11 protein-coding genes are annotated in these 16,659 nt (G+C 45.2%); all 11 read left to right on the top strand.

The annotated features are described in order from the left end of the window. Positions 1-121 precede the first annotated feature (121 nt). The 11 genes from ACFPXP_RS10025 (at position 122) to ACFPXP_RS09975 (ending at position 16,291) form a co-directional block, all read left to right on the top strand. Complete coding sequence (locus ACFPXP_RS10025; protein WP_379894070.1) at positions 122-955, top strand: hypothetical protein; 834 nt, start codon at positions 122-124, stop codon at positions 953-955. A gap of 4 nt (positions 956-959) precedes the next feature. After that, positions 960-2,378 (top strand): S41 family peptidase, encoded by a 1,419-nt coding sequence (locus ACFPXP_RS10020; protein WP_379894069.1) that lies wholly within the window; start codon positions 960-962, stop codon positions 2,376-2,378. 390 nt (positions 2,379-2,768) lie between these two features. Further along, the gene (gene ppc / locus ACFPXP_RS10015; protein ID WP_379894068.1) at positions 2,769-5,543 is read left to right on the top strand and encodes a phosphoenolpyruvate carboxylase; all 2,775 of its coding nucleotides are present in this window, start codon (positions 2,769-2,771) and stop codon (positions 5,541-5,543) included. 166 nt (positions 5,544-5,709) lie between these two features. Next, the gene (gene sigW, locus ACFPXP_RS10010; RefSeq protein ID WP_379894067.1) at positions 5,710-6,282 is read left to right on the top strand and encodes an RNA polymerase sigma factor SigW; all 573 of its coding nucleotides are present in this window, start codon (positions 5,710-5,712) and stop codon (positions 6,280-6,282) included. 86 nt (positions 6,283-6,368) lie between these two features. Continuing rightward, positions 6,369-6,983: a zf-HC2 domain-containing protein gene (locus tag ACFPXP_RS10005; RefSeq protein WP_379894066.1), complete on the top strand. Its 615-nt coding sequence runs from the start codon at positions 6,369-6,371 to the stop codon at positions 6,981-6,983. Positions 6,984-7,231: 248 nt separating this feature from the next. Beyond that, the gene (gene cdaA / locus ACFPXP_RS10000; RefSeq protein ID WP_379894065.1) at positions 7,232-8,044 is read left to right on the top strand and encodes a diadenylate cyclase CdaA; all 813 of its coding nucleotides are present in this window, start codon (positions 7,232-7,234) and stop codon (positions 8,042-8,044) included. Next, entirely contained in the window at positions 8,037-9,434 is a 1,398-nt protein-coding gene (locus tag ACFPXP_RS09995) for a CdaR family protein (RefSeq protein WP_379894064.1), read from the top strand. The genes cdaA and ACFPXP_RS09995 overlap by 8 nt, the downstream gene beginning before the upstream one ends. Positions 9,435-9,474: 40 nt before the next feature. Next, a complete protein-coding gene (gene glmM / locus ACFPXP_RS09990) occupies positions 9,475-10,818 on the top strand; it encodes a phosphoglucosamine mutase (protein WP_379894063.1) in 1,344 nt (447 codons plus the stop codon). Positions 10,819-11,295: 477 nt separating this feature from the next. Next, positions 11,296-13,125, top strand: a complete 1,830-nt coding sequence (gene glmS / locus ACFPXP_RS09985; RefSeq protein ID WP_379894062.1) for a glutamine--fructose-6-phosphate transaminase (isomerizing) — start codon at positions 11,296-11,298, stop codon at positions 13,123-13,125. A gap of 454 nt (positions 13,126-13,579) precedes the next feature. Next, entirely contained in the window at positions 13,580-14,575 is a 996-nt protein-coding gene (locus ACFPXP_RS09980) for an SMODS domain-containing nucleotidyltransferase (protein ID WP_379894061.1), read from the top strand. Then, positions 14,576-16,291 carry a ThiF family adenylyltransferase gene (locus ACFPXP_RS09975; RefSeq protein WP_379894060.1) on the top strand — a complete coding sequence of 572 codons (1,716 nt, stop codon included), beginning with the start codon at positions 14,576-14,578 and terminating at the stop codon, positions 16,289-16,291. The last annotated feature ends 368 nt before the right edge of the window (positions 16,292-16,659 follow it).

Genomic DNA, 16,659 nt, shown 5'->3' with positions numbered 1-16,659 from the left:
GATTCACCAGAAATTCTGCAGGTCTGCCCATTTTTTGCCATTCAAGTCAACTAAGTCGAAATAGGGGTTCAACTGGACCTGGAATTCTGTTGCGTATTTCTCAAAAACGGAATTATGCAAAATGCTCGATTATCAAGTATCCTGGGATCCTGTGCAAAGAGCCGTTGTGATTGAAAAGGACAAGCAAAAGATGGAGGATGCAAAAAAAAGCATCGTTTCATTATTCGAGCATCATATTGAGGCAATGAATAACCACATTGTGGAACAAATGCTGAGCCATATTGCAGAAGAAAGCTACTTACATAGGGCACAAGGTCAATATTATGGGGATTTGTTTGAACGCACAGATCTACACATAGAATTGCAAGAAATCGAGATTATGCAGGTTTATAACGACGAAGCCACAGTCTATACGAAAGAAGCCTTCAGCAATGAGAATGACGCATTTTATTTGGATCATGAGGTCGAGTATGTTTATTCCTTGTTGGACCTTCCTGATGAAGGCTGGCAAATTGTTGATGTGCAGCAGATTTCGATCGATTATTCAGATAACGGAGTGTTGCTAAATCATCAGCCTGGAGCAGTGGGTTCGGCCGTGATTCAGGTATGGAAGCAAAATGAAAAGGCGCTCAATGACGAGAATTTGAAAGATTATTTGGAAACGCTTTATAAGAATACATACTTCTACGATGCGATGGAATATAACAAAACGTTTGATTTTAAATATTATAATGCCCATCAGCAGTCGGAAGAGGTTCGTTTCATCGGGCAGGAAGGGGATTATGCCTTTCTCTACATCATTTCGAAAACGACACTCGGCTCCATTTTTCCGAGCTATAGAACAGAAGGGATTTATACATTCAAGAAGGCGGACGGAGATTGGAAACTATATGACATCGCTCCATTGAGTACAGAAGTCATTACACCGATTGAATCATCATTAGGGGGAGAATGAAACAATGAAAAAATGGATTCGTACAGCTGCGCTTGTATTCTCTTGTTTGTTTATGTTCCAGACGCAGGCTCAAGCAGCCAGTCTGAAGGACTTCGAGACGGCGGAAGAAGTGTTTCAATATATTCAGGACTTTTATATTCAAGAATTAAATGAAGAAACGCTTGAAGAACAAGTCATTTATGGACTGATCCAATCTCTGAATGATCCATATACGAATTACATTTCGCCAGAAAAGAAGGAATATATGGCGGAGGACGGATATATCCAAATCGGTATCGATTACGTGATTGATCAGGAAGGTGTCCAAATTATCCATGTCTACGAAGGGACCTCCGCGGATGAAGCCGGTTTAATGGTTGGAGATAAAGTGACTTTCATAAATGGAGAGTCTAAATCGGATTTGGATTATTATGATATGGATGAAGCATTGACAGGTGAAAAGGATACGGAGCTTACATTAACTATCGACAGAGATGGAAAGCAGCTTGAAGTTTCCGTGAAACGACAGTTCATCGAGCAGTATTTAATTGAGTCGAAGATGGTTGATGATCATGTGGGCTATGTTCTGCTTTGGGAGTTTCATGAAAAATCCGGGGAGTTGTTTGCCCGGCACTTGGAACAATTAAAGCAGCAGGGGATGGACAGCCTCATATTAGATTTGAGATACAATTCTGGCGGCTATATTGATGTCTTAGATCAAATCGCCAAACAATTTTGGGAAAAAGCGATTTTGATGCATACGATGGACCGTAACGGAGTAAAAACACCTCATGTGATTACAGGAGGAACAGAACTCGATATCCCGATCGTCGTGCTTGTAAACGAAAGCAGCGCAAGTGCATCGGAAATATTAGCCGGTGCGCTGCAGGATTATGACCGTGCCACGATTATTGGAACCTATACCTACGGAAAAGCGAGAATGCAGGATGTGCTTCCATTATCCAATGGCGGGCTGCTTTCATTGACCTCTGAAGCTTATTTGACACCAGATATGCATGATATTCAGGATATTGGAATTGAGCCGGATATTTACGTGGATGAATACTACAGCCAAATGTTCACAGCCTTTCAAGAGCTCGGTGTAAATTCAATCACGTTGGTCGATCATGATTACTACACATTGGTTAATGGAATAAAGAGCTATTATTACGTACCTGGCCTTGAATCGTATAAAGATCGTTACTATGTTTCATCAGAACTATTGAACCATTTCGTTCCCATCGAAGTACAAAGCAATGATGACTTTGCAGAGGTCGTTGTTCATCTCGCAGGTAAAGACATCACTTTAAAGCAAAGTCATGGAGAGTTCATCGTTGTGGATTCGGAAATATACATTTCTGTCCCTTTCATTCATGCATGGATCCCGAATTTTAACGTAACGAACCAGGACGGCTACGCTGTACTGACCTATAACACAAAATAATTGTATTAGGACGGTTTGTTGCAGTGAAGAATAGCCTGCAGCAGCCGTCTTTTTATTTTCGAGGAGTGAGAAATAAGAGTTGCGTCTTTTTATCGGGAAGAACAGGGCAGGAAGTCGAAAAGAACTTCAATAAAACGAGTGCACCCATTATTCATTATGTCAGAATTATCCTAGACGCCGTTTTAATTCCTTTTTCTTGACCTGCCTATACTTTTCAAGTAAAGTTATTAATAGAATTGTGAAAATCGGCTTAATGAAAAGTCTCTAAAGGATGTTTTTTTATTCATTTTTTTGTATTTCAATTCATACCGAACGCTTATTTTAATGTTAATCGCATCTCAATACGATGATGGGATATAGGCGCACAGTAGTAAAGGATGAGGTGAGAGGATGACAGAAAAAGAAAACAGAAATCAATCCGTTAACTTATTAAGAAGGGACGTACGATTTCTAGGGAACATTTTAGGCGAAATCTTGCTGCATGAAGGCGGCAAAGAGCTTCTCGATAATGTTGAGAACATTCGGGAGATGAGCAAGTCTTTAAGAGCAGAGTTCAATCCTGAATTGTTTAAGCAATTCAAGCAGACGATTGAAGGCCTAAATCCAGATATTCGCTACAAAGTAATTCGTGCATTCGCTATTTATTTCCAATTGGTTAATATCGCTGAACAAAATCACCGTGTACGCAGAAAGAGAGATTATGAGCGTTCAACGGAGGAAGCATATCAGTCCGGCTCGATCGAGAGCGTGGTTGTCGAATTAAAAGAGCAGAACATTCCTTATGAAGAAGTGCAGGAAATTTTGAAGGGCATTTCTTTGGAACTGGTGATGACCGCTCACCCTACGGAAGCGATGAGAAGGGTAGTCCTTGATATTCATCATCGAATTGCTCATGACATGATGGAGCTGGATGATCCGACGCTGACATTCAGAGAAAGAAAGCAGCTTAAGGACAAGCTGCTGAGCGAAGTGCTGACCTTATGGCAGACAGATGAGCTTAGAGATCGCAAGCCAACGGTTATTGACGAGGTACGCAACGGCTTATTCTACTTTGACGAAACGCTGTTTGATGTGCTGCCGGTTGTTTATGAGGAGCTGGAGCGTGCATTAACCAAGCATTATCCGGATCAAGATTGGCATGTGCCAACGTTTCTTCGTTTTGGGTCATGGATCGGTGGAGACAGGGATGGTAACCCTTCCGTCACATCCGATGTTACGTGGCAGGCGCTGTCAATGCATCGCAGCTTGGTACTTCGCAAATATATTCAAAACCTGAAAGAAATTAAAAAGCAATTAAGCTTCAGCACGAATTTGGTCAAGGTCACCGATGAACTGTGGGATTCGATCAAGAAGGATCAGGAGACAATTGAGCTCAAATCCGAGCATTTATGGAGAAATGATAAAGAGCCATACCGGATTAAGGTCTCCTACATGATCGAAAAGCTGAAAAACATCGTCGATCCAACCAATACATCTCACGAAAATCGATATAACGAACCGGAAGAACTGCTGCAGGATTTGAAAATTATTGACCGCAGCTTGAGATTCCACTTCGCTGATTTTGCAGCGGATGAATATATTAAGAAATTTATCCGTCAAGTTGAGCTGTTCGGCTTCCATTTAGCTACACTAGATATTCGCCAGCACAGTAAGGAGCATGAATTGGCGATGACGGAAATTCTGAATAAAATGGGAATTGTCGATGATTATTCCGCGCTATCTGAAGACGAAAAGATTACGCTGCTGGAGAAGCTGCTTTCCGATCCTCGGCCGTTAACGACACCATATGAGAAATATTCCGAGTCAACGGAAGAATGCTTGAATGTATACCGGGTTGTTCACGAAGCAAAAAAGGAATTTGGCTATCAATGTATTCGCAGTTACTTGATCAGTATGGCACAAGGTGTATCCGACATTCTGGAAGTGGCTGTGCTGGCCAAAGAGGTGGGTCTGTATCGCGTTCAGCCGAATGGCATTACGCTGCAGCCGGTGCCTTTGTTCGAAACGATCGACGATTTGCATGCGGCTCCTGCCATTATTGAGAGACTGTTCTCCATTCCAGTGTATCGTGAAAGCTTGAGAGATATGGATGATGTCCATGAGATCATGCTGGGATACTCCGACAGCAATAAGGATGGGGGCGTCATTACAGCCAACTGGGAGCTGCAGGTCGCACTAAATCAAATTACGAAGACCGCTGAAAAATTCGGTGTGAAAATTAAGTATTTCCATGGCCGCGGCGGTGCGTTAGGACGCGGTGGCATGCCGCTCAATCGCAGTATCATGAGCCAGCCGCCACATACGATTGGCGGCGGTATCAAGATTACTGAGCAGGGAGAAGTGCTCTCGTCGCGTTACTCGCTGCAAGGTATCGCATACCGCAGTCTGGAACAGGCGACATCGGCGCTTATTCAATCGGCGCTGAAGGCCCGCAATCCTCGAAGCGGCATTCACGACCCTGAATGGGAGACGATTATCGAGGGCATCTCCAGAGATGCGCAAACAAAATATCAGGACTTGATTTTCCGTGATCCAGACTTCTTAACGTTCTTTAAGGAAACGACTCCGCTCAATGAGATCAGTGAGCTCAATATCGGTTCCAGACCGTCCAAGCGGAAGAACAGTGATCGATTTGAGGATCTGCGTGCGATTCCATGGGTCTTCTCATGGACTCAGAGCAGATATTTGCTGCCAGCATGGTATGCTGCGGGCACCGCGTTGCAAAAGTATGTTCAGGATGACGAAACCAAGCTCGCCAAGCTTCAATATATGTATGAGCATTGGACGTTCTTCCAGCAGTTAATCGATAATTTGCAAATGGCAATGGCCAAGTCCGATTTACTCATTGCCAAAGAGTATTCCAAGATGATTAAGGACAGAACCATCGCTGACCGGATCTTCTCGACCATTGAGGAAGAATATAAGTTGACGATGAATTTGGTGCTGAAAATCACCAAGCATCAGGATATTTTGGATAACGTACCTGTCATCCAAGAATCGATTCGACTAAGAAACCCATACGTTGATCCATTAAGCTATTTACAGGTTCAACTGTTGTCGGAGCTCAGAAAGATTAGAGAATCCGGTGGAGACGATTCAGAATTGCTCAGGGAGGTACTGCTCACGATTAACGGTATCGCGGCAGGACTTCGCAACACAGGTTGATGCAGGTGGCCCCGATTTCGGGGCCTTTTTTCATTAGATGCGGAGTCCATAAGACAATGATCAATTGGCGCTGCCGAGTGATTCGGAAAAGATTGGTTATTAGTTATTGTGCTTTTGCAGTGCTTGGATTAAAATGTTTGACAGAGCTTGTGAGGGAGGTGCGGAAGTGAACAGCTTCGAGACCAGGTTGGCCAAGTTGGCAAGAGACGGAGATCGCAGTGCCTTTGCGGAACTGGTGGACCTATATAAAGACAAGATATACCATCTGGGCTATCGAATGCTGGGGAACGCTCATGAGGCCGAGGATATCGTCCAGGAGACGTTCCTGCGTGTTTACCGAAGCTTGAAATCGTATGATCCGTCTCACAAGTTTTCGACATGGATCTATCGGATCGGAACTAATCTATGTATCGACCGTTTGCGAAAACGGAAATTTCATGCTTTTTCGCTAGATGCGGACACAACCGAGGATGGTTTGGACGGTTATTCGATGTTAGCTAGTGAGGATTTGACGCCAGAACAGCAGATTACGCTCTCTGAGACGCAGCAGCACATTCGGCAAGCCATCGATAAAATGCCGGAGAAATATCGATCTGTCGTTGTTCTTAGATATTTGCATGATTTATCGCTGCAGGAGATTAGCGGTATATTAGGGATGCCTGTCACGACCGTGAAGACAAGAGTGCATAGAGGCAGGGAATATTTGCGGAAGCGGTTGGATGTGAAGCAACTTTTATAAGATTTCATAAAAAAGTGAAACGTATCTGTTCATGCTGCGTATCGTATAACATCTAATCTAATGGACATAGAAAGGAGAGGCTTAAGATGATGGATTGCAAAGAAGCCATCTCTTTCATTCATGAATATTTCGATGGGCTGTTGGATGATCCGTCGCAGCAGCAATTAAAGCAGCATCTTTTGCAATGTGCCGATTGCCAAAAGCGATTTAACGAGCTGGAGCAAACGGAAGCCTTTCTGCATTCTATACCGGCTCCTCCCGTACCCAGTGATTTAACATATAAGGTAATGGCGGCTATTCCGCAGCCGAAAAAAAGAACAGCTTGGATGTACTGGTTGAAACGCCATCCGGCCGTCACGGCGGCAGCTGTATTTCTACTCATTATGATCAGCAGTGTAACCGCGTTCTGGGATCAGGATCGTGAGCTCGTTGTAAAGGGTTCAGATTTGAACGGTGTCGTCATACGTGAGGATCAAGTTATCATTCCGGAGGGGACGGAGGTCCGAGGAGACATCGTGGTGGAGAATGGACAGCTTCAGTTAGAAGAAGGGGCTCATATCGAAGGCAATGTCGTCGTCATTGATGGCAACCTGCAGCTGGCCTCTACTGCCGAAATCGGCGGGAAGGTGACGAAAGTCAACCAAGCCATTGATTGGTTCTGGTACAAACTGGGCGAGACTTTTTCCAATATTACAAACTGATCAACTTATAAATTCTCCCTTTCTTGCGAACTGTATGTTGTATAGCTTCATGGGCTGAAGTGCCATGAGGTTGTACAACAGGTTCGAGGGCGGGGAGTTTTTTTGTGCGTACATCCGTATATATGTAGGGCTGTTGAAAAGTGTAATGTGATGAAAGCTATGATAAAATAGAGAGCAGGCTGTTTTTTCGACAGTTTTTATGTTATGTTGGCTGTGCTTTTTATGGGCCTAACATTGGGGGATCATAGATGGAGATCTTATCACGAGTCGGCATTACCGATATTATAGATATACTCATTGTCAGTTATGTGATTTATAAAGCCATTACGCTCGTACAAGGAACCCGTGCAATACAGCTGTTAAAAGGTGTCGTCGTCATTATCGTCGTATGGATGCTGAGCGTGTGGTTTCATCTCGATACATTAAATTGGGTGATGAATCAGATGATCACGGTGGGACTGCTTGCGGTGATCATCATCTTTCAGCCCGAGCTGCGGCGCGCATTGGAGCAGTTGGGCCGGGGCAAATTGTTCATGCGAACCTCACTTTCGGAGGAAGATGTGAGGTTTAACCAGCAGATTGATGAAATCATAAAAGCCGTGAATTATTTGGCGAAACGAAAAATCGGTGCTTTAATCGTATTTGAGAGGCAGACCGGATTGACGGATTACATCGAGTCCGGTACGGAAATCAGTGCAAAAATAAGTTCCGAGCTTTTGATAAACATTTTCATACCGAATACACCGCTTCACGATGGAGCTGTGATTATTCGAAATCAACAAATTATGGCCGCGGGCTGCTATTTGCCGTTATCGGAGAATCCTTTCATTAGTAAAGAGTTAGGAACCAGACATCGTGCAGCGATTGGGATGAGTGAAGTGTCAGATGCGATCAATGTTGTCGTGTCGGAAGAAACAGGACAAGTGTCGCTGGCAATCAACGGACAAGTGGTCAGGGATATTAAGGAAGAGTCGTTAATATCGAAGCTGTATGAAGAGTTGAAGCCAAAAGCAGAAAAATCCTCTTTTTGGAAGAAAAAAGGAGGGGGCGACCATGGATAGGTGGCTTCACCAAAAAAATGTGATCCGTGTGTTTGCATTGCTCATGGGCGTGCTGCTGTGGGCGATCGTACATATGGACAAGGATCCGGCACCCACGACGTATACGGGCACATTGGATGGAACGAGGACGATTCACGACGTAGGCATTGAGATCGTCGGTTTGGACGAAGAGCAGTATTATATCCAAAGCATGGATACGGAGACGATAAGTATCACGTTAAGCGGACGGAAAACGGAAATAAATCAGGTGAGTACGAAGGACGGCAATTCCATCGTGCAAGTTGATTTATCCGGCTTGACCGAGGGCAATCATGTCGTTCCGCTGCAGGCTGTCAACTTTCCAAGTACGTTAGATATTGATTTGTATCCGGAGACCGTCACCGTCTCTATAGGTGTGATTGAGAAAAGAGAAGTTGCCGTCGATGTGGAAATGCAGGGCAGCCCGGCAGAGGGGTTTAGAACGGGAGTTCCGATCCTGAATCCGTCGAGGGTGTTTGTGAGCGCACCTGCTGAAGTGCTTGATGAGCTCGGAGTGGTCCATGCTGAGGTCAACATTAATGGGGCCAAGGAGACGATCAGCGGGGAATATAAATTGGTCGCGCTGAATAAAGCGGGAACGCGAATGGATGTCGAAATTAGTCCGGCTGTAGTCAGTGTAGAGATTCCGATTACGAGTCCATTCAAAACGATGCCTCTGCAGGTGAGGCTGGTCGGTACACCGCCGGCAGGCTACAGTATTGAATCCGTGGAACAAAGTGTCACCGAGGTGACAGTGTACGGAAACGAGCAGGTGCTCCAGGAGATGGAATTCTATGAAGGGCTGGAAATCGATGTTTCCGGACTCACGGCAGATAAGCTGTATTCCTTGAATATTCCGATCAAAGACCAAATTGACAGAGTGTACCCCGAGACCGTCGATGTCGAGATTTCTATCGTTCCTTCGGTGACAAAGGCCTTTGCGGATGTCCCGATCGTCGTCTCAGGCGAAAATGAAGAATATACGACGACGATTGTCAGTCCGCAGGATCGGAAAGTCGATGTCGTGGTAGAAGGTGCGCCGAGTGTCATCCGAACGGTAGAAGCGGGAGATATTCAAGTGATTTTGGATGTTAGTAATTTGCCGCCAGGGACGTATACGAGGACACTCGACATCAATCTTCCGTCACATGTCAAAGCAAAGGAAACTCAGGTTCATATTCAAATTGCGCAGAAGGACGCCCCTGCGGACCCGGATACACCGCCAACGGAGGAGCCGCAGGATCAGGAGACTGGCACGGAGCCGAATCCTCCGCAGACCGACGAAGAGACAGGTGACGATGCGGCTTCTGATGGGACAGAGACAGATCCTGAGACCGGACCGCAAACAGGCAACATCCCAGAGGGAAGTTAATATCATAAAGCAAATGCGACTTGCATAAGGAGAGAAAATCATGGGGAAATATTTTGGAACTGATGGTGTTCGCGGGGTCGCGAATCAGGAATTGACACCGGAATTGGCATTTAAAATCGGGCGCTGCGGGGGATATGTGTTAGCAGGTAAGTCAGAACGTCCGACAGTGATCATTGGTCAAGACACTCGCATTTCGGGTCCAATGCTGGAGGCTGCCTTAACGGCTGGTCTGCTTTCCATTGGATGTGATGTGGTTCGATTAGGTATTGTAACGACGCCTTGCGTCGCTTATTTAACCAAGGCATCCGGCGCAGCGGCAGGCGTCATGATTTCGGCGTCCCACAATCCGGTGCCGGACAATGGGATTAAATTTTTCGGCAGCGACGGCTTTAAGCTGCTCGATGATACGGAGCTGGAGATTGAGCGTCTGCTTGATGCGGAAACGGATGAACTGCCTCGTCCTGTAGGAGGAAGCTTAGGTACGGTAACGAATGATCTGCTTGCGAAGCTGCAGTATGCGGATTATTTGAAGACGACAGTCAAGCACCGATTCGATGGCATGAAAATTGTACTGGATTGCGCGAACGGTGCGGCATATGAGCTGGCTCCGAAGGTGTTCCGAGAGCTGGGAGCAGAAGTGATCGCCATTGCCGCACAGCCAACGGGGACGAACATTAACGATAATTGCGGATCCACGCATACCGACCATGTGCGCCAAGCTGTTTTAGAGCACAAGGCGGATTTAGGACTTTCGTTCGATGGGGATGCAGATCGTCTGATCGCGGTCGACGATCACGGGGAAGAAGTTGATGGAGATTATATTTTAGCTATTTGCGGAGACGCGATGAATCGCGCGGGCAAGCTTCAATCGAGCACGATCGTATCTACAGTGATGAGCAACATCGGATTTTATAAAGCGATTGAGTCGAAAGGCATTCGTTCCAATAAAACCGCTGTTGGCGATCGCTACGTGATGGAAGAAATGCGCAGAGGCGGATACAATCTTGGCGGAGAGCAGTCTGGTCATGTGATTTTCCTCGACTACAATACGACAGGCGATGGTATTCTAACGGCGCTGCAGCTCGTGGATGTAATCAAGGACGAAGGCAGGACGCTGGGACAGCTGAAATCGATGATGAAGAAATATCCGCAAGTCCTGGTCAACGTGAAGGGTGTGAATAAGGCGGGGCTGAATGACAACACCTTAGTGCAGAAGGTCATTGCAGAGGTCGAGGCACAGCTGGGAGATAACGGTAGAGTGCTGGTGCGTCCTTCGGGTACAGAGCCTTTGATTCGGGTTATGGCAGAGGGCCCGGATGCGGAAGAGCTGGAGACGTATGTACAGCGAATTGCTGATGTGATTCAGGCGGAATTAAGTGTTTAATCCTATAGAGGAGACGGCGTGAGAGGCGCTTGTCTCCTTTATGCTTCTTAGGTTGTGTCGCCAGATGAAGTACGTTCAAATCAGAGGCGATACACATAGGTAAAAATGTTAGTTGCATCCGGAATGAAAAATGAATAAGATGAGGATATGTCATTTTAAAAAGGGGAAGGAGGATCGAAGTATAAGCTTCATATAGCGCCAGAGCTTGGAGAGGGAACGAAAATTGCAGCAGGATCTAATTTCTGTATCCGATATCCAAGCTGACGAGGTGGAGGTGTTCGAATGTTCGGCGGGGGCCTCCCGGTCAAGCATCTGAGCCGAAAGCTGGAAGGCAAAACGAATGGGCGACCGTTCCGACAAGATTCCAGCAGGATGCGTCAAGATGAATTGAAAACCCATTAGCTTGGGGAACTAAGGAGGACATTCCTTTCCCCGGCGGGGGAAGGTTCTGTCCATATTACTGGAGGTACAGAACTTATGTGTGGTATTGTTGGATATATTGGGCATCAAGAATCGCAATCGATTTTAATTGAAGGCTTGAAAAAGCTCGAATATAGAGGTTATGATTCCGCAGGTATTGCGGTTTATACAGATCAAGGCTTATCCGTATCTAAAGCACAGGGCCGCTTAGCGGTGCTGGAAAGCCATTTGGAGCAGCAACCGTTGAAAGGTCATGTCGGTATTGGCCATACGCGCTGGGCGACTCACGGGAAGCCTTCCGATGTAAATTCTCATCCGCACTCAGATACGACCGGAAAGTTTTCTGTTGTGCATAACGGCATTATTGAGAACTATATCGCACTGAAGGAAGAGCTCACAGCCAAAGGTCATCAATTCGTTTCGGAGACGGATACGGAAGTCATTGCGCATCTGATCGCGGATTTATACCAAGGTGATTTAGTGCAGGCGGTCAGAGAAGCAGTGAAGAAAATGCGCGGCGCTTATGCGATCGCGGCAATGTGCGAATTCGAACCGGAGAAATTAGTGACCGTTCGTCTAGCCAGCCCGCTCGTGATTGGTGTCGGTCAAGGCGAGAATTTCATCGCTTCCGACATTCCGGCTATTCTGGAATATACGCGTGATGTGTATATTTTGAACGACGGAGAAATGGCCGTATTGACGAATGATCATGTCGAATTGATGGATTTGGAAGGAAATCGGATTTCCCGGGAAATGTACAAAGTCGAATGGGATATTGTGACCGCGGAAAAAGCCGGATATGATCACTTTATGTTGAAGGAAATTTACGAGCAGCCCAAAGCGTACCGCGATACGATGGGTGCCCGAATCGATGATGCAGGCAAGAGGATCGTGCTGGATGAAGTGAAAATGACTGCACAGCAAATCCAGGATATTCACCAGATTCATATTGTGGCTTGTGGAACGGCCTATCATGCAGGCTTAGTTGGAAAAAGTGTAATCGAATCGTTAGCGCGTATCCCTGTAGAAGTGGAAGTCGCTTCGGAATATCGTTATCGGAATCCGATCATTACACCGAATACGTTAGTCATTGTGGTCAGCCAATCCGGTGAAACAGCAGATACGTTAGCTGCACTGAAGGAAGCGAAGCGCTGCGGTGCCAGAGTACTTGCCATTACGAACGTCGTAGGCAGCTCCGTATCCAGGGAAGCAGACGATGTGATTGTCACTTGGGCTGGACCGGAAATTGCGGTTGCGTCCACGAAGGCATACACTTCGCAGCTGATCGCATTTTATCTGCTTGGTCTGTATTTCGCCCAAACGCTGGGCATGCAAGAGGCGGAAGTGATTGAGGAAACGATTCAGGCATTGCGTCAGCTTCCTGAACAAGTAGAATCGATTCTCGCAGACGCGGAGAAGATCAAAGTCTATGCAGAGCAAATCAGCAAGCACGACAACCTGTTCTTTATCGGAAGAGGTCTGGATTATGCCGTTGCTCAGGAAGGCTCTCTGAAGCTGAAGGAAATCTCCTATATTCATTCAGAGGCATATGCAGCCGGTGAATTGAAGCACGGAACGCTAGCGCTCATCGAAGAAGGTATTCCTGTCATTGCCCTCGCTACACAAGAGGAATTATTAGAGAAGACCGTCAGCAACATTAAGGAAGTTGCCGCTCGTGGTGCCTATGTGATGGGTGTCGGCAGCGAAGGCAACGAGGAAATCGCGAAAGCGGTGGATGAATTGTTCACCATTCCTAGAACGCTGCCGCTATTGACCCCGGCATTGTCCGTTGTGCCATTGCAATTGCTATCTTATTATGCATCTTTAGCTAGAGGCAACGACGTCGACAAGCCAAGAAACTTGGCGAAGAGTGTGACGGTGGAGTAAGGGAAGGAACGATTGTTATCCAGCTGTCTGGGTTATAACTGCAAATGGCACACAATATATTTAATATTGGCATAGTGCTATAATGTAAAATGGCATAAAAAAAGCATCCCGTATTGACAAAAACATTGTCAGTACGGGATTTTTTGTTTGGCAATATATATTTTCATACTTGTTCCATTGGTTCAAAAGTCATAATCAACCATCTAATCTAAAGAAATTATTTATAATAAATAATGACATAAACAAGGTGCGGAACTATCGAAAAAAAATAGATGGGACTGAGAAACAAAGTCGGGTACCCATGCCTGTCGGGAATCCAATGGGCATTTTTTACGCAATGATAGGGTCGCTGATCATCATTGACCTTTCTTGACCAATAAAAGTATAATATTAATAAACAAGCATAAAACATGGGCGCTTGATGAATAAGTGCAATGCAAAGGGGGCGGAATTATTGATTACTCAAACACAATTTACTACGTTTTTAAACGATATTGAACCAAGCAAAACAACCAAAACGGACGCAAGCAATGGGCATACTAAGGTACGTGACTTTCTTAGTGGGCACGCCACCTATAAAAAGCATTACGTTAGTTCATTTTTATCCGGCTCATATAAACGTGATACAGCAATCCGTCCTAAAACTAAGGAAGGTACAGTAGCACGTCCCGACGTCGATATCATCGTAGTTACAAACCATACCCTTAACGACGACCCCCAGAGCGTAATTGATTTGCTGTATGATACATTAAAACCAGAGTATTCAACTATCCGGAAACAAAATCGTTCAGTTGGCATTCAGACGGATAAAGTTGACATTGACGTTGTACCGATCATAGCTCCATACGGGATGGATGGAACGCTATATATACCAGACCGTAAGAAGGAACAATGGATAATTACAAATCCTCCGAAGCATACAACATGGACGACTGAGGTCAATCAAGACAGCGGCGGACGATTTAAACCACTAGTAAAGTTGATGAAATGGTGGAGAAGGGAAAACCCAACGATTGCGAAAAAACCGAAAGGGTTTGTGATCGAGTGCATCGTAGCTGAATGTATGGATCGGCAGCAAACCAATTACGGCGAGTTGTTTGTAGGGACTTTAGAAAAAATTGTTGAGAAATATGCGATTTATATTTCCCTACGTACAGTTCCATTTATTCAAGATCCGGGTGTGAGTAGCAATTCAGTAACCACAGGTATGACTTTCGATGCTTTTGAAGGGTTCTATAACAAAGTCAAAGCTCATGCCAAAGTTGGACGAGAAGCCATCGATGAGAAGGATGAAGAAAAATCGATTACTAAATGGCGCACATTATTCGGGGATCGATTTCCAAAATCCGGATCGAGTCAAAATAATTCACTTCTTGCAAGTGCCGCTGTTCCTTCGCTTACATTTCCTAACCGAGCTGTTGAGCCAAAGAAACCCGGAGGATTTGCATAAATGGGGATTTGGTATCTAAGCGATGATAGCCGGTTTGCTCATGAACGACGTGAGATCGATTCGATTCAAACCCAAATGAAATGGCTATTGGGCGCTGAATGGGATATTGAAGGTAAAAGGCTTGTTGTAAATGCGGATATTGAAGCTCACGGTCATGTGTATCACGTTAAGCTTACTTACCCGGATTTTTTCCCCGCTACCCCGCCTTTTGTTACGCCAATCGATGCCGATGTAAGGTGGTCTGAACATCAATATAATAACGGTACACTTTGTCTTGAATGGGGACCGGACAATTGGCATCCAGATATAACAGGTGCTCAAATGTTAGAGAGCACTTATCGTCTTCTAGATACAGAAAACCCCCTTGGACAACCAGAGGAGCATGGTATTGTTCAATCTCGCCATTTTCTAACGCCGGGTCAATCACTTCGGACTAAAATTTTTCGTTTGCATATGACTGAAACCTTGTTCGATGAGCTTTCTACAATCGAAGTGAAGACAACGGGTCAAGCGACGTTACATTTCGTAATCGAAGATGGAACCATTGTATATCATGTAATTCAAGTAAACGAGTACGTAAACATACAACTACCGGAAACATTTAAAAAAATGAAGGAGCATTGGCTTGTTTATCGTACGTCCGCTTCAGCTGATCAAATTCGGGAGTTAAAAACGATTGGGCAGCTGGAGCAACTAGTCAAGACACAGGATGATGTAATACTTTCTCTAGCCGCGCCTAACGGGGAGGATCGTGTTGAGGGCATTGTCCTACTCGACCATAAAGGAATAGCATCATTTTATTATTTTTCAGGTGATCAACTACGTTCCATGGCGATTGTGTTCGATGATAGTTTAAAAAAACGAACGCCAGAATTTTGCCAAAGGCTAAGCGAAAAACGAATTGCAATTGTTGGATTAGGGTCGGTAGGCAGTAAGGTAGCTGAGTCACTTTGTCGCATGGGGGCGGGAAAATTTTATTTAGTCGATGAAGATTTGTTCTTGGTTGGAAATCTTGAACGACACTCCCTTGATTGGCGCAATGTTGCTTTTCATAAAGTGGACGCCATTGCACAAAAACTCCGCTACATTTCACCGATAGCTGAAGTTGAAACAACGAGCCTTAACCTAACCGGTCAAGAATCAAATGCAGCTGTCAATGGTGCACTTATAAAAATGAGCACTTGTGATGTCATAGTTGATGCGACAGCAAATGGGCAAGTTTTCAATCTTCTGGCTTCAATTTCTGCGGCAAGTAAAAAGCCGCTGATTTGGACTGAAGTGTACGCTGGCGGTATTGGAGGACTAATTGCGCGCAGTCGCCCAGGACTTGATCCAAATCCGCAAACGATGAGACAAGCGTATTACCAATACACCACCGACGCTCCGGAATTTAACCAATCCATTTCTGCTCCATACACGGTTGAAAATAGTGAAGGGGAAGTCTATATTGCTTCTGATGCGGACGTATCGGTTATAGCTAGTCATTTAACGCGCCTTGTTGTAGATACTGCAGTAAATGACCACCAATCGATGTTTCCTTACTCTATGTATCTTATTGGATTATCCGAGGGTTGGATCTTTAGTCAGCCATTTGATACGAGACCGATTCAAACCGATCATCTGCTCCAACATGAGGTACCTACAGCGGTGGACACCGAAACGCGATCCGATAACATCTCCTTTCTTATGAAGTTATTGGAGAAGAGCGATGATTAAGATCCTTTTGCCATCCAAGATAAGAAAAAGAATGATCGGGCTACTTAAAAGCGCGGGATCTCGTGAAATTGGCGGAATCTTAATGGGGGAACATGTATCAGAAGGTGTGTTTCGAATATGTGATTTCACCATTCAGCAGCATGGCGGCACTTGGATTACTTTCGTGCGAAAAATGGAGGAATCGCTTAAGCAATCATTACGAAAGTTTTTTAAAAGTACCGATTTTCAATTCACACGGTTTAATTAGGGCTTGCTGAACGAAACATTAGAGAGCAAATTGTCTGTAGGCGGTACGTTTCAGCAGCATGTTGAGAATGAGGACAAAAAGAAGCCGCAAGCGGCGTTCCAGGTTCATCACGAGGAACTGC

The organism is Marinicrinis lubricantis (genome assembly GCF_042658665.1).
GTDB lineage: Bacteria > Bacillota > Bacilli > Paenibacillales > KCTC-33676 > Marinicrinis > Marinicrinis lubricantis.
The sequence above is the reverse complement of the archived record's forward strand: the minus strand, read 5'-3'. Positions and strand labels throughout refer to the sequence as shown.

Excerpts from the sequence above, each read along its gene's own strand:
- ACFPXP_RS10020 (WP_379894069.1), top strand. The coding sequence starts at position 960 with ATGAAAAAATGGATTCGTACAGCTGCGCTTGTATTCTCTTGTTTGTTT.
- ACFPXP_RS09975 (WP_379894060.1), top strand. The coding sequence starts at position 14,576 with ATGGGGATTTGGTATCTAAGCGATGATAGCCGGTTTGCTCATGAACGA.
- ACFPXP_RS10005 (WP_379894066.1), top strand. The coding sequence starts at position 6,369 with ATGATGGATTGCAAAGAAGCCATCTCTTTCATTCATGAATATTTCGAT.
- cdaA (WP_379894065.1), top strand. The coding sequence starts at position 7,232 with ATGGAGATCTTATCACGAGTCGGCATTACCGATATTATAGATATACTC.
- ACFPXP_RS10025 (WP_379894070.1), top strand. The coding sequence starts at position 122 with ATGCTCGATTATCAAGTATCCTGGGATCCTGTGCAAAGAGCCGTTGTG.
- glmM (WP_379894063.1), top strand. The coding sequence starts at position 9,475 with ATGGGGAAATATTTTGGAACTGATGGTGTTCGCGGGGTCGCGAATCAG.
- ACFPXP_RS09995 (WP_379894064.1), top strand. The coding sequence starts at position 8,037 with ATGGATAGGTGGCTTCACCAAAAAAATGTGATCCGTGTGTTTGCATTG.
- glmS (WP_379894062.1), top strand. The coding sequence starts at position 11,296 with ATGTGTGGTATTGTTGGATATATTGGGCATCAAGAATCGCAATCGATT.
- ppc (WP_379894068.1), top strand. The coding sequence starts at position 2,769 with ATGACAGAAAAAGAAAACAGAAATCAATCCGTTAACTTATTAAGAAGG.